Origin of the sequence: Sphingomonas sp. LR60 (assembly GCF_036855935.1) — a bacterium.
Taxonomy (GTDB): Bacteria; Pseudomonadota; Alphaproteobacteria; order Sphingomonadales; family Sphingomonadaceae; genus Sphingomonas.
The window spans coordinates 3,759,347-3,771,824 of the sequence record NZ_JASPFK010000001.1; the positions used below are offsets into that span (position 1 = coordinate 3,759,347).

A 12,478-nucleotide genomic window follows, 5' to 3' on the forward strand; every position below is an offset into this window, starting at 1 on the left:
CCCCGACATGACCGCGACCGCGCTGATCGTCGAGGATGAGATCTTCGTCGCGTTGGATCTCGAACGCATTCTGGAAGATGCCGGCTATCAGGTAGCGGCGATCGCCGCCGACTCATCGTCGGCGTTGAAGGCGGCGCCGGGGTGCGGTTTCGCGTTCGTCGACGTCAACCTTCGCGACGGGCCCACCGGTCCCGAGATCGCGGAGCGGATCGCGCGCGACCACGGGGTGAAGGTGGTGTTCGTCACCGCCAATCCCGGCCAGATCACCAATCGCGACGCGGCACTTGGTTACGTCCGCAAGCCGTTCAACGAGGAATCGATCCTCGCGGCGGCGCGCATTGCCGCGCAGGCGGACGCTTCCGGGGTCGAATGCGTCGACTTCGTGCGCTGGACGCCGTCCGCCTGACGGGCTCACGCTAAGCGTTCGATCGTCATACCGGGCCGGAGACGCTATCCGGTTCTCTTTGCTGTCGACGCTGCCGATTTCAGCGGCTGAACGCCACCCGCGGTAGCCGCGCCGTCACTTCCAGTCCGCTCTCGGGCCAATTGCGCACGATGGCGCCGCCCAACTGGCGCGCGGCGCTCATCTCGATCAATTGCGAACCGAACCCCTCGTGCTCCGGCGATCCGGATAGCAGTGGGCCCCGCGTTCGCACCAGTGCAGCACCATGTCGCTGCCTTCCGCCGCGATCGTCAGCGCGACCCGGCCGTCGGCGACCGACAGAGCGCCATATTTGCTCGCGTTGGTCGCAAGCTCGTGGAAGATCAGCGCCAGCGGGGTCGCGGCGCGATCGTCGACCGCGACATCCTCGCCGGTGATCGCGATGCGCTCTCCGGCGTGCGTCTGATACGGCGAAAACAGCTCCGTCAGCAGCCCGTGCAGGCTGTCCTGACGCAGCGCCGGCCGCGACTGGTCGCTGTGCGGGCGGACGAAATCGTGCGCGCGGCCGAGCGCGGTAATCCGCTGGCGCAGCTCGGCGAGCAGCCCCGCCAGTTCCGGATGCGTGCGCCCGGTGAGATGCACCAGCCCGGCGACGACCGAGAAGATGTTCTTGATCCGGTGGCTCAGCTCCTGGCTGACGATCTCGCGCTGTTCGAGCGCGATCCGCTGCTCGTGGATATCGGTGCAGGTGCCGAACCAGCGCGTGATCGCCCCCGCGGCATCACGGATCGGCAACGCGCGGCCGAGCACCCAGCGATAGGTGCCGTCGTGATGACGGAGGCGATACTCGATCTCATACGGATCGCCGGTCGCCAGCGAGTGGCGCCACGCGGCCCAGGCGCGCTGTTGATCGTCGGCGTGGAACATGCCGTTCCACGCCTCGCCATCGGTCGACCCCTCGGGCATTCCGGTAAAGGCGTACCAGCGCGCGTTGTAGTAATCGTGGAAACCGTCGGGAAGCGTCGACCACACCATCTGCGGCATGGTGTCGGCGAGGACGCGGAAGCGCGTCTCGCTCTCGGCCGCCTGGCTGCGCGCGCGGCGGAGCGAAGCGCGCCGTGCCGCGCCGTCGCGCGCATCGCGCAGCCGGGCGAGGACGTTGGCGGCGAGCACCGTCAGCCCCTCGCGTTGCAGCGCGGTCAGCCCCTCGGGATGCGGCACCGTGTCGAGCACGCACAGCGAGCCCATCGGGAAGCCGTCGTCGGAGATCAGCGGCGCACCGGCGTAGAAGCGCAAGTTCATCTCGCCGGTGACCAGCGGGTTGGTGGCGAAGCGCGGGTCGGCGGTGGCGTCGGGCACGACCATCAACCCGCTGTCCCACATCGCATGGCCGCAGAACGACTGTTCGCGCGGCGGCTCCGGCCCGTCGGGCAGGCCGGTGCGCGCCAGGAAGGTCTGGTGATCGGTGTCGAGGATGCTGACGATGCCGACCGGCACGCCGCACAGATGTGCGGCGAAATCGGTGATCTGCTTCAGCGCCGCGGCACCGCGCAGCGAATCGACATTGTATTCGGCAAGCGCCCGCGACCGCCTCGCCTCGTCAAGCGCCTCGGGGCAGATCTGCGGACGGGCGAGGACTTCGGCCATTTAGAACGGCACGTCGTCGTCGAGATCGTCCGCGAAGCCGCCGCCATAATTGCCGCCCCGCGCGCCGCCGCCGGTCCCGCCGGCACCGCCGGTGCTGGCGCCACCACGCGCACCGCCACCGCTGCTGCCGCCCCGTGCACCGCCGCCGTAGCCGCCACCGCCGCCGAAATCGTCGCCGCCACCGAAGTCGTCACGGCCGCCGCCGCCACCGCCACCCGAATTGCCGCCAGGGCCGTCGAGCATCGTCAGGACCGAGTTGAACCCCTGCAGCACGACCTCGGTGCTATACTTGTCATTGCCCTGCTGGTCCTGCCACTTCCGCGTCTGGAGCTGGCCCTCGATATAGACCTTGCTGCCCTTGCGCAGGAAGCGCTCGGCGACGTTTGCCAGCCCTTCGTTGAAGATCGCGACCGAATGCCATTCGGTCTTTTCCTTCTTCTCGCCGGTGTTGCGATCCTTCCACGATTCCGACGTCGCGATGCGCAGGTTCACCACCTTGCCGCCGTTCTGGAACGAGCGCGACTCGGGATCGCGCCCGAGATTGCCGACGAGAATGACCTTGTTGACGCTGCCTGCCATGGGATCCTCTTAGAGACCGGCGAACGTCGCCAGCCAGAATGTGATCCCCGCCATGACATAGGCGGTCGCGAAAAGGTAGCCGAGCATGAAGATCGGCCACTTCCAGCCGTTCGTTTCTCGCCGCGTCACGGCGATCGTGCTGATGCATTGCGGGGCGAAGACGAACCACATCAGGAAGGCAAGCGCAGTGGGGAGCGACCAGCGCCCGCGCAGATGATCGACGAGGCTCTTCGCACCGGAGGCGTCTTCGGTATCGTCGATCGCATAGGCGGTGCCGATCGCCGCGACCGCGACCTCGCGCGCCGCCATCGCCGGGATCAGCGCCAGCGCGATGTCGTGGTTGAAGCCGATCGGTCGGACGATGACCTCCAGCCCGCTCGCGATCCGCCCGGCCACCGAATAGTCGACCTGTTTCTGCCCGGCGGGCGCCTGCGGGAAGCTGAGCAGCGCCCACAGCACGATCGTGGTGAGCGCGATCGTGGTGCCCGCGCGCTTCAGGAAGATCGCTGCGCGGCTCCATAGCCCGATCGCGATGTCGTGGAGCCGCGGCATCTGATATTTGGGCATTTCCATCATGAAGCCCGAGCTTTCGCCCTTGGTCACGGTGCGGCGGAGCAGCAGCGCGGCGACGAACGCGCCGCCAATCCCCATCAGATAGAGGCCGAGTAGCACCAGCCCCTGCAGCCCGACGAACGGCACCACCTGGCGCGCCGGGATGAATGCGCCGATGATGATCGTATAGACCGGCAGCCGTGCCGAGCAGGTCATCAGCGGCGCGATCAGGATCGTGGTCAGCCGGTCCTTCTCGTCGTCGATCGTGCGCGTCGCCATGATCCCGGGCACCGCACAGGCGAAGCTGGAGAGCAGCGGGATGAACGCGCGCCCCGACAGCCCGACTCCGGCCATCAACCGGTCCATCAGGAACGCGGCACGGACCATATAGCCCGACGCCTCGAGCACGAGGATGAAGAGGAACAGGATCAGGATCTGCGGCAGGAAGACGACCACCGCGCCGACCCCGGCGATGACGCCATCGGTAAGCAGGGAACGAAGGAAACCGTCGGGCATCATGCCCTTGATCGCGGCTTCGAGCGCGGCGAACCCATCCTCGATCATCGAGATCGGCGCTTCCGACCAGCTGAACACCGCCTGGAACATCACGAACAGCAAGGCGACCAGCAGGATCGGGCCGAACACCGGATGGAGCGCGACGCTGTCGAGCGCATGATGCCAGCGGCGCGTCGGCGTCTCGCTGATCGTCGCCGCCTGCGACAAGGCGCGCGCGCGGCGTTGCAGCGTGCGGATATCCTCGGCCGGTGCGGTCGGCGCGACCGGCGCGGCGGCGGTGCCGACCAGCCCGGTCAGCGTGGCGCGCAGCACGTCGATCCCGCGTCGGCGCACCGCCACGGTCGGGACGACCGGGACGCCCAGCTCGCGCTCCAGCACCGCCGGGTCGAGTACCAGCCCGTCGCGCTCGGCGAGGTCGATCATGTTGAGGGCGATCACCACCGGCAGCCCAAGCGCGATCAACTGCATCGCGAAGCGCAGATGGTTGTCGAGATTGGCGGCGTCGAGGACGACGACCAATGCGTCGGGGCGCCGCTCACCATTCTGCGCGCCGAGCAGCACGTCGCGCGTCACGCGCTCGTCGGGGGACGAGGGCTCGAGGCTATACGCGCCGGGCAGGTCGACGAGTTCGACCGGCCGCCCGTCATCGAGCGCCAGGCGGCCCGAATGACGCTCGACGGTGACGCCGGGGTAATTGCCGACCTTTTGACGCGCGCCTGTCAGCGCGTTGAACAGCGCACTCTTGCCGGCATTGGGGTTGCCGACCATCGCGACCAGCGGGGGCATTTCCATCACGCGCAGCGCCAGTGGCGCGTCACTCGGCGGCCAGCGGCTCGACCGACACGCGGATCGCACCGGCGACCGGACGGCGCAACGCCACCGTCATCCGCCCGATCCGACACGCGACCGGTCCGGCACCGAGCCGCGCGCGGTGCAGCACCTGCACCGGCACACCGGAATCGAACCCCAGTTCACGAAGCCGCCGCGCCTCGGGCGTGGCGAGCCGCGACCAATCGATGTCGTCGATGATGGCGGCCTGATGCCGCGGGAGCGTTTCGAGGCTGATGGGCGTGGTCACCCGGCTTCTATAAGCGCAATGAGATTGATTATCAATTAGCGATTGACCCGGATTGCTCGTCAGACCACCGGATAGCGCAGCCGGCCTATGAAGCGGCTGAGGCTTGGGCGGTGCTGCGTCCGGCGGGTGAATTGCGCCTTGGCATTCTCGAAGCGCATGATCCCGTCGATGCGGCGCGCGAGGAAGGCGCGGGTGTCCGCCTGCTCCTCGCTGTCGTCGTCGAGGAAGACGGTGGTGGTCGCGGCATAGACCGCCAGCAGCATCGCGCGCTTCGTATAGTGATTGTAATCGGTTGCCGTGTCGCCGGCGAGCCGCCACATCGCATCGACGCTGCGCCAGCCGAGCCGCGCGGCGGCGGCGACGTTGACGGGCAATGCGAGGATCGCGCGTGCGCGGCGCAGCGCCTCGCGCTCGGGAGCGAGCACCGCCAGCCGCGCCTCGACCAGCGACGTGATCCGCTGGCGGATCTTCATCGTCGCGAGCGTCGCCGGGGGAAGCGCCGCGACCATCTCGGTGTCGACATGCGCGAACCAGGCGTCGATCATCGCGACCGCACCATCGGCGAAGGCGAGTCGCGCGACATCGGGGTCGATGCCCTGTTGCTCGGCGGCGAGGTCCCGCGCGGTGTCGCCCCAGCCATCGAACGCGGCGTTGGCGGCGATCGCGGGGGCGAGCCGCGCGCGAACCTCGTCGAGTGTCAGGTCTTCCGGCATCAGGTCCTGGGTCATCGCATCTCCTCCGGCACCGGATTGACGGGCACGGTCTCCGTAGCATTGCGGCGCGTGTCACGCACCAGCACCAATGCCGCAGCGATCATCGCGATCCCCACGAAATCGGGTGCGCCGAGCGCTTCGCCGAAATGCACCCAGCCGATCGTCGCCGCCACCGCCGGCTGGATCAGCAACGCCAGCCCGATCACCAGCGGCGAGAGGCGACCGAGCGCGTAGATCATGCAGCCCTGGCCGAGTAGCTGGCAAACCAAGGCCAGCGCGATCAGCGGGGTCCAATGCTGCGGCATGATCTGCTCGCCGAGGGTGAGCGCATAGCCGAGCAGCGGGAGCAGCGAGGCGAGCGACGACAGCGCCAGCGCCGGCCAAGGCGCGAGCGCGCGGCGCACGTCGGACATCAGGATGAAATAGAGCGCGTAGAGCACCCCCGCGACGATGCACAGCAGGTCGCCCGCCAGATGCCGCGGATCGAGCTGGTACGATCGCCCCATCAACAGCATTGCCCCCGCCGCGGCGAGCAACAGCGCGACCCCTTGCATCCGCGTCGGCCAGGCGCGCGCGACGAGGAACCCCCAGAGCGGGAAGAGGAAGGTCGCCGAATTGCCGAGCAACGTCGCATTGGCCATCGTCGTGTGGAGGATGCCGAGGTGCCACGTCCCCAGATCGGCGGCGAAGGCGACGCCGGCGAGCGCGACGAACAACCACACGCGTCGTGACGATGGCATCGTCGTGGGCTTGCGGGTGGCGAGCGCGATCGCCGCGAGCACCGGGACGGCGAGCGCCATCCGCCAGAAGGCCGCCCCGACCGGCCCGGTATCGGCGACGCGGACGAACAGCGGCCCGAACGCGAGCGCCGCATTCGCGACGATCACCGCGACGAGCGCGGGCGCGGTGCTGGTGGGGGCGGGGCGGGTCATGATCCTCGGATGCTTTCGTTCGTCGCGGCTGTTGGCAGTGACCCTGCGGCCACCTTCGTCATTCCCGCGAAGGCGGGAATCCAGAACCTCCAACGCTTGTGGCTCTTTCGATGACCTGCGCGTCTGGATTCCCGCCTTCGCGGGAATGACGGCCTTTGACTATGCAATGATCGGCTTCGTTACGCCGCCTCGGCAAGCAGCTTCTTCGCCTCCGCGCCGGTCCAGTCCAGGTCGCCGGTCACGCGCCAGATCTCCTTGCCGTCGGCGCCGTACAGGATCGTCGTCGGCAGGTTCGCGCCATAGCCGGTGCTCAGCCCCAGCTTCGGATCGAGGAACGGGCGCAGGTTCGCGAATTTGCGCTGCGCGAGGAAGGCGGTGGCCTTGGCCGTCTCCATGTCCTGGCTGATCGCGAGCACCGGCAGTTTGTCGCCCAGCGTCGCGGCGGCGGCGTCGAGCGTCGGCATTTCCTTGACGCACGGCGCGCACCACGTCGCCCACAGGTTGACCAGCACGGGCTTGCCCTTGAACGCCGCAAGGGTGGTCGCCGCGCCGCCCGCCGCCGGCGTGAAGGAGACGTCGGGCGCTGCCTCGCCCTTGTGGCTGCGGTCGATCTTGTCGACCTTCGGCGCGGCGGCGGCGGGGACTTCGTCGCTGCTCGCCGCCTCCGCTTGCCCCCGCTTGCCCGTTGCCCTGGGACGGCTTATCGCACGCGGCGATAGCCAGCGCGGTGCCGAGGAGACAGACGATCGCGACGCGGGATGCCATGAGCGGTTCCAACCAGATGTGGGGCGGGCGGTTCGCCGAAGGCCCGGCTGCGGTGATGCGCGAGATAAACGCGTCGATCCCCTTCGACAAGCGCATGTGGAAACAGGATATCGCCGGCAGTCGTGCGCACGTCACGATGCTGGGCGAGCAGGGCATCGTCGCCGCCGAGGACGCCTCGGCGATCCGCGATGGGCTGGAGCAGGTCGCCGCCGGCTATGCCGCGGACGGCGTGCCCGACGATCTGGCGATGGAAGACATCCATATGCTGACCGAGGCGCGGCTGTCCGCCGCCATCGGTCCGGCCGCCGGGCGACTCCACACCGCGCGCAGCCGCAACGATCAGGTCGCGACCGACTTCCGGCTCTGGGTGCGCGACGCCACCGATCAGGTGCTGGCGGCGCTCGACGCGCTCGATGGCGCGCTGCTTGCGCGGGCGGAGGAACATGCCGGCAGCGTGATGCCCGGCTTCACGCACCTGCAGTCGGCGCAGCCGGTGACGCTGGGCCACCACCTGATGGCCTATCACGAGATGGTGTCGCGCGACGTCAGCCGCTTCCGCGACAATCGCGCGCGCGGCAATCTGTGTCCGCTCGGCGCCGCGGCGCTGGCAGGGACCGGTTTTCCGGTCGACCGCCATGCGACCGCCGCCGCGCTCGGCTTCGACGGGCCGACGCGCAACAGCCTCGATTCGGTCAGCGACCGCGACTTCGCGCTCGATTACCTGACCGCCGCCGCGCAATGCTCGCTCCATCTCAGCCGACTGGCCGAGGAGTTCGTGTTGTGGGCGTCGCAGCCGTTCGGCTTCGTCTCGCTCAGCGACCAATGGTCGACCGGCAGCTCGATCATGCCGCAGAAGCGTAACCCCGACGCCGCCGAGCTGGTGCGCGGGCATAGCGGACGGATCACCGGCTGCCTCGTCAGCCTGATGGTGACGATGAAGGGGCTGCCGCTGGCCTATTCGAAGGACATGCAGGACGACAAGCCGCCGGTGTTCGAGTGCCACGACCTGCTGGCGATCTCGATCGCGGCGATGACCGGCATGATCGAGAGCGCGACCTTCCGCGCCGACCGGATGCGTGCGCTGGCCGAAAGCGGCTTCGCGACCGCGACCGACCTTGCCGACTGGCTGGTGCGCGAGGCCGACGTGCCGTTCCGCGAGGCGCATCACATCACTGGCCGTGCGGTGGCGCGGGCCGAGGCGCTGGGCTGCACGCTCGACAAGGTGCCGCTCGCCGACCTGCAGGCAATCGACGCGCGGATCACCGACGCGGTGTACGGCGTTCTTTCGGTCGATGCGTCGGTGGCGAGCCGCAAGAGCTTCGGCGGCACCGCACCCGACAACGTCCGCGCCGCGATCCGGGCGGCGCGGACGTGAGGGCGCTGCTGATCCCCGCCACGCTCCTGCTCGCCGCCTGCGGATCGACGCAGGCGCTGAAGCCGGCGCCGGGGCAGGCCATGCCGGTCACGCCGTATGGCGCGGCGCAACAGCCGGCGGTCGCCGACCTGCTGACCCCCTCGGTCCAGGCGCGGCCGCAGCGGACCGGGGAAGTGTTGAAAAGCTCGCAGAAACGGGAGCCCGACCCGTTCGATCTTCCCCCACGCTGACGATTATCTGCGAGTGACCATGGACCATTTTCATTACCGTGACGGCGCGCTGTGGTGCGAGGGCGTGCCGCTGACCCGCATCGCCGACGAGGTCGGCACCCCCGTCTACGTCTATTCCGCCGCCGCCTTCCGCGCGCAGGCCCGTGCGTACCGCGATGCTTTGTCGGGCGTCCCCGACGTGCATCTCGCCTATGCGATCAAGGCCAATCCGAACGTCGCGGTGCTGCGCGTCGTCGCCGCCGAGGGTTATGGCGCCGACGTCGTCTCCGGCGGCGAAATGGCGCGCGCGCTGGCGGCGGGCATCCCGGCGAGCGGCATCGTCTTCTCGGGCGTCGGCAAGACCCGCGCCGAACTGCTGCGCGGACTGGAGGCCGGGATCGGCCAGTTCAACCTCGAGCTGGAAGAGGAAGGCGTCGTCCTCGCGCAGCTCGCGCACGAACGCGGGCTGACCGCGCGCGCCGTGCTGCGCGTCAATCCTGACGTCGATGCCGGAACGCACGCCAAGATCTCGACCGGCCGCAAGGAGAACAAGTTCGGCGTGCCGATCGACCAGGCCCCCGCAATGTACGCGCGGCTCAGCGGTCTGCCGGGGCTGTCGATGCAGGGCGTCGCGATCCATATCGGCAGCCAGTTGTTCGATCTGGCGCCGCTGGAGGCGGCGTACCGGCGGGTCAAGCTGTTGGTCGATGACCTGCGCGCCGCCGGGCACGCGATCGCGCGCGTCGATCTCGGCGGTGGGCTGGGCGTCCGCTACAAGGCGGGCGACGATCCACGCACCCCGGCCGAATATGGCGCGATGGTCGAGCGCGTGACGAAGGGCTGGGACGTCCAGTTGATGTTCGAGCCGGGCCGCGTGATCGCAGGCAGTGCCGGCGTGCTGTTGACGCGCGTGATCTGGGTGAAGCCGGGGGTGGTGCATCCCTATGTGATCGTCGACGCGGCGATGAACGATCTGGCGCGTCCGGCGCTGTACGACGCATGGCACGATGTCGATGCGGTGATCCCGACCGGCGAGCGGATGACGGCGAACGTCGCCGGCCCGGTGTGCGAGACCGGCGATACGTTCGCGATGGCGCGCGACATGGACGCGGTGCAGGGCGGCGACCTCGCCGTGCTGCGTACTGCCGGGGCGTATGGGGCGACGATGGCGTCGACCTACAACAGCCGCGCCTTGGTGCCCGAGGTGCTGGTGGATGGCGACCGCTATGCGGTGGTCGCCGACCGGATCGCCGCGGAGACGATCCTCGCCGCGGAGCGCGTGCCGGAGTGGTTGTAAGAGCGGCGCTGCGCTCACCCGTCAACTGTCACCCCGGCGGAGGCCGGCGTGCAGTGGCGAGCCGCGCGCATTATGCGGCGACGTCCCCCAACTGGGCCCCGGCCTCCGCCGGGGTGACGGGAAGTGACGGGAGGGCCTCTGGTCGTCATTGCTTCGCTCCGCTCGCAATGACGGCTTGGGGATGCACGGTATGACGCTCCACAGCCTCCCGCTGTTCGTCCGCTTGAACGGCCGCCCGGTGATCCTCGTCGGCGACGGTGAGGCCGCCGCGCCGAAGCGGCGCTTGCTCGAACGCGCTGGCGCGATCGTCGTCGGTGAGGACCACCCCGACGCCCGGCTCGCGATCGTCGCCGACGACGATGAGGCGGTGACGCGGCTCAAGGCGCGCGGCGTGCTCGTGAATGCGGTCGATCGCCCCGAATTGTGCGACTTCACCTTGCCCGCGATCGTCGACCGCGCGCCGGTGCTGGTCGCGATCGGCACCGGCGGCGTGTCCGCAGGATTGGCGGCGGCGGTGCGGCAGCGGCTGGAGGCGGTGCTGCCCGCGTCGCTCGGACGGCTCGCCGAGGCGCTGCATGGCGCACGCGCGGCGTTGCGCGCGGCACTGCCGGATGGCGGCGCGCGGCGACGCGCGATCAGTGCCGCGCTTGCTCCCGGCGCCGCGCTCGATCCGCTCGCCGACTATGACGGGCGTGATGCCGCCGAAGCGGTGCTTGCCGGAGCCGCGACGACCGGTGTCGTGCGGCTGGAACTCGCCTCGCGCGACCCCGACGACCTGACGCTGCGGCAGGCACGGCTGCTCGCCGCCGCCGACCGCGTCACGCATCGCGCCGACGTGCCCGCCGCGATCCTCGATCGTGTGCGCGCCGATGCCGCGCGCGAGCAATGCGACGAAGCGCCGACGCACGGCACCGGGCTGACCGTCGATATCGGGATGCGATCATGAGCGGTGTGGCATGGTGCGTCGGCAACGACGGCACCGTCGAGAAGGTCGCGCCCAAGGCGGCGATGGCCACCGAAGCGGCGTTCCTGTGGGTGCATCTCGCCTCCAACGCCACCGAGGCGCAGGCGTGGCTTCGTGACGACGCCGGGCTCGATACGTTCACCGTTGACGCGCTGACCGCCGCCGAGACGCGGCCGCGCGCCGAGAAGATCGGCCACGGCGCGTTCGTCAACCTGCGCGGGCGCACCGACGAGCCGCTCGATACCTCGGACGTGCTCGCCTCGATCCGCATATGGGCCACCAAGGGCCGCGTCATCACCGTGTCGCGCAAGCGGTTGGTGACGCTGGCGCGGGTCGAGGAAGAGATGGAGCGTGGCGAGTTGCGCGATCCGGGCGACCTGATCGCCGCGATCGCCACCGCGATCACCGAGGATCTCGATCCGGTCGTCGCCGATCTCGGCGACGGACTCGACGATTGCGAGCAGAAGCTGAGCGCGCACCATGTCTTCGAGCTGCGCCGCGCGGTGACGCGGATGCGCTCGGAAGCGATCAACTACCGCCGCTTCCTCAGCCCGCAGCGTGCGGCGCTCGAAAGGCTGGCGACGTTGCCCGGCGACTGGCTGGCGGAGGATGATCGTGCCCATCTCGCCGCCGCCGCCGACCGCGCCGCGCGCATGGCCGAGGAAGTCGAGGCGATCCGCGAGCGCGCCGCGTTGATGCACGAGGCGTTGACCGATCTGCGCGCCGAACAACTCGATCAGCGCAGTCTGGTGATCGCGATGGTGGCGATGATCTTCCTGCCGCTGACGTTTCTGACCGGGTTGTACGGCATGAACGTCAAGGGCTTGCCCTATGCCGAGGAGCCATGGGCGTTCGACGCGATCGCGGGCGGCTGCGCGCTGATCTCGGCGGGGATCGTGATCTGGTTCGTCCAGCGGCACTGGTTCAAGGGCTAGGCGCTCGCTGTAGCGTCCGTCATCCCCGCGGAGGCGGGGATCCAGAAGCTCTGACGGCGACGACTCCACGAAGACCTGCGCGCCTGGATTCCCGCCTTCGCGGGAATGACGGTGTGGGGCAGGTTACGCCGCGCGTGCCTGCCGCCACGCACTGGCGATCTCTTCGAGTTCGGCGGCGACCGCGCGGAACGGCGCACCATCGGTGCCGATGCTCGCCTCGATCACCTGTCGGCGACAGCCGCCGTAGAAACGCGCCAGCGCGCGCGAGACGTCGCCGCCCTTCTCGAAGTCGAGATTGGCCTCCAGCGCGAACAGGATCGCGGTCGCGCGGGTGAGGCGTTCGCTGCGCGTCGCGAACTGCTTGCGATCGGCTGCCCAGGCGGCGACGCGCAGCGCCTGCGTCAGTTCCTCGTACAGCAACTGGACGAGCGCCGGGCCATCGGCCGCGGCGGTACGCCCCGCAAGGTCGATCTCGCGATAGGTGCGCGCCGGATCGCGCAGCAGGGAAGAGGCATAGGCCATGATCTGTCGTCT

14 protein-coding genes are annotated in these 12,478 nt (G+C 69.3%); 6 read left to right on the forward strand and 8 right to left on the reverse strand.

From position 1 onward, the window contains the following. The first annotated feature begins 7 nt into the window (after nucleotides 1–7). On the forward strand, nucleotides 8–406 hold the full coding sequence (locus tag QP166_RS18015; protein WP_333917150.1) for a response regulator: 399 nt from the start codon (nucleotides 8–10) through the stop codon (nucleotides 404–406). Nucleotides 407–592: 186 nt separating this feature from the next. On the opposite strand, the gene QP166_RS18020 is transcribed toward QP166_RS18015, so the two are convergent. From QP166_RS18020 to QP166_RS18050, 7 genes are all read right to left on the reverse strand, one after another. Beyond that, nucleotides 593–2,029, reverse strand: coding sequence for a PAS domain-containing protein (locus tag QP166_RS18020; RefSeq protein WP_443027230.1), 1,437 nt, complete (start codon nucleotides 2,027–2,029; stop codon nucleotides 593–595). Next, nucleotides 2,030–2,608, reverse strand: a complete 579-nt coding sequence (ssb, locus tag QP166_RS18025) for a single-stranded DNA-binding protein (protein ID WP_333917151.1) — start codon at nucleotides 2,606–2,608, stop codon at nucleotides 2,030–2,032. Nucleotides 2,609–2,617: 9 nt separating this feature from the next. Continuing rightward, the gene (gene feoB, locus QP166_RS18030) at nucleotides 2,618–4,468 is read right to left on the reverse strand and encodes a ferrous iron transporter B (RefSeq protein WP_333917152.1); all 1,851 of its coding nucleotides are present in this window, start codon (nucleotides 4,466–4,468) and stop codon (nucleotides 2,618–2,620) included. 22 nt (nucleotides 4,469–4,490) lie between these two features. Then, nucleotides 4,491–4,754 carry a FeoA family protein gene (locus QP166_RS18035; protein ID WP_333917153.1) on the reverse strand — a complete coding sequence of 88 codons (264 nt, stop codon included), beginning with the start codon at nucleotides 4,752–4,754 and terminating at the stop codon, nucleotides 4,491–4,493. Between the two features lie 59 nt (nucleotides 4,755–4,813). After that, a complete protein-coding gene (locus QP166_RS18040; RefSeq protein ID WP_333917154.1) occupies nucleotides 4,814–5,482 on the reverse strand; it encodes a COQ9 family protein in 669 nt (222 codons plus the stop codon). Beyond that, a complete protein-coding gene (locus tag QP166_RS18045) occupies nucleotides 5,479–6,399 on the reverse strand; it encodes a DMT family transporter (RefSeq protein WP_333917155.1) in 921 nt (306 codons plus the stop codon). Before QP166_RS18045 ends, QP166_RS18040 begins: the two co-directional genes overlap by 4 nt. A 179-nt stretch (nucleotides 6,400–6,578) precedes the next feature. Further along, nucleotides 6,579–7,103 carry a TlpA family protein disulfide reductase gene (locus QP166_RS18050; RefSeq protein WP_333917385.1) on the reverse strand — a complete coding sequence of 175 codons (525 nt, stop codon included), beginning with the start codon at nucleotides 7,101–7,103 and terminating at the stop codon, nucleotides 6,579–6,581. A 77-nt stretch (nucleotides 7,104–7,180) separates the two neighbouring features. Between QP166_RS18050 and argH the strand changes: the two genes are divergently transcribed. The 5 genes from argH (at nucleotide 7,181) to QP166_RS18075 (ending at nucleotide 11,944) form a co-directional block, all read left to right on the forward strand. Beyond that, nucleotides 7,181–8,539, forward strand: coding sequence for an argininosuccinate lyase (argH, locus tag QP166_RS18055; RefSeq protein ID WP_333917386.1), 1,359 nt, complete (start codon nucleotides 7,181–7,183; stop codon nucleotides 8,537–8,539). Continuing rightward, nucleotides 8,536–8,769: a hypothetical protein gene (locus QP166_RS18060; protein WP_333917156.1), complete on the forward strand. Its 234-nt coding sequence runs from the start codon at nucleotides 8,536–8,538 to the stop codon at nucleotides 8,767–8,769. The genes argH and QP166_RS18060 overlap by 4 nt, the downstream gene beginning before the upstream one ends. Before the next feature lie 19 nt (nucleotides 8,770–8,788). Further along, nucleotides 8,789–10,045: a diaminopimelate decarboxylase gene (lysA, locus tag QP166_RS18065; protein ID WP_333917157.1), complete on the forward strand. Its 1,257-nt coding sequence runs from the start codon at nucleotides 8,789–8,791 to the stop codon at nucleotides 10,043–10,045. A 190-nt stretch (nucleotides 10,046–10,235) separates the two neighbouring features. Further along, entirely contained in the window at nucleotides 10,236–10,991 is a 756-nt protein-coding gene (locus QP166_RS18070) for a precorrin-2 dehydrogenase/sirohydrochlorin ferrochelatase family protein (protein ID WP_333917387.1), read from the forward strand. Further along, nucleotides 10,988–11,944 (forward strand): zinc transporter ZntB, encoded by a 957-nt coding sequence (locus tag QP166_RS18075; RefSeq protein ID WP_333917158.1) that lies wholly within the window; start codon nucleotides 10,988–10,990, stop codon nucleotides 11,942–11,944. Before QP166_RS18070 ends, QP166_RS18075 begins: the two co-directional genes overlap by 4 nt. A gap of 123 nt (nucleotides 11,945–12,067) precedes the next feature. On the opposite strand, the gene QP166_RS18080 is transcribed toward QP166_RS18075, so the two are convergent. Continuing rightward, on the reverse strand, nucleotides 12,068–12,466 hold the full coding sequence (locus QP166_RS18080) for a flagellar export chaperone FliS (protein WP_333917159.1): 399 nt from the start codon (nucleotides 12,464–12,466) through the stop codon (nucleotides 12,068–12,070). Nucleotides 12,467–12,478 lie beyond the last annotated feature (12 nt).